The sequence below is a fragment of the Vibrio sp. Vb0304 genome, from assembly GCF_033338995.1.
In the GTDB taxonomy this organism is placed as follows: Bacteria; Pseudomonadota; Gammaproteobacteria; order Enterobacterales; family Vibrionaceae; genus Vibrio; species Vibrio alginolyticus.
In genome coordinates this window covers 1-1,011 of sequence record NZ_JAWOTT010000393.1, presented here as the reverse complement: position 1 = coordinate 1,011, position 1,011 = coordinate 1, and the positions used below count along the sequence as shown (strand labels likewise).

Annotated in this window: 2 protein-coding genes; both read left to right on the top strand. The window is 44.2% G+C overall.

Features of this window, described 5'->3' with window-relative positions; translation table 11 throughout:
* Positions 1-453, top strand: a 453-nt coding sequence (locus tag R7P35_RS26485; RefSeq protein WP_318093471.1) for a YitT family protein, incomplete at its 5' end; no start/stop codon positions are given.
* 90 nt (positions 454-543) lie between these two features.
* Positions 544-1,011: transcriptional regulator (locus R7P35_RS26480; protein WP_318093470.1), on the top strand; the 468-nt coding region annotated here is incomplete at its 3' end.

The following is a 1,011-nucleotide window of genomic DNA, read 5'->3' as shown; positions in this document are numbered from 1 at the left end:
ACCTTTGGTGTGCTGTACTTTTTAGCAAACAGTCCTTTTTACTTACTAGCATGGAAACGCTTCGGCCGTCATTTCGCAATCAATAGCGCTATTTCTGGCGCTTTGGTTTCTATCTTTGCCGATCACCTTTATTTGCTGATCTCACTCGAATCCGTTAACGAAATTTATTGCGCGGTAGCAGGTGGCCTATTGATGGGATTAGGTATGCTGATTTTGTTCCGACATCGCTCCAGCCTAGGTGGCTTTAACGTGTTGTGTTTGTTTATTCAGGACAAGTTTGGCATTTCTGTTGGCAAAAGCCAGATGGCAATCGATGCATGTATCCTGTTTGCTTCGTTCTTCTTTGTCACTCCAGAGGTGATTGGCCTTTCGATTTTGGGTGCCTTTGCACTGAATGTCGTATTGGCGATGAATCACAAACCACACCGATATTCCGTTACCTACGGTTCATAAACTTTTGATGATAATTGACGCGCGATTTATAAGATTTCGCGCTTCAATAACTATATAATATTTCGCGATTTCCAAATAACTCGGTACGGTATGCGCGACTTTCTACAACAAGCCAAACAAACTCACAGTTGTATTGCGATTGGCGAGTTGGTCTACAATCCGAAAACACAGACTCTTCATCAAGACACTATCGCGATTGATCTCGAACCTCGTACCATTGAGTTATTAGAACTGCTGCTAACAAGCGTGGGGCATCCGCTCTCTGCCGACACCATTATCGAAACCATTTGGCAGAGCAAATTCATCTCCAAAAATGTGCTCACTAACCGCATTAGCACCTTACGTGCGCTGCTACAGCAACACCTACCTGAGTACGATGCGGCTAAGCTCTTGGTCACTTATCCTCGCAAGGGCTATTTTCTTAACCCTGCCAATATCCGTTTAATACCACCAGCGAAAAGCCATCGACGCGTTCTCCCAACTCAGGTTGCGAGTAATAAGAACTTCAAACTAATTTTTGCTTATACCTTGTGTGCCATACTTGCGGTTTGTAGCGTG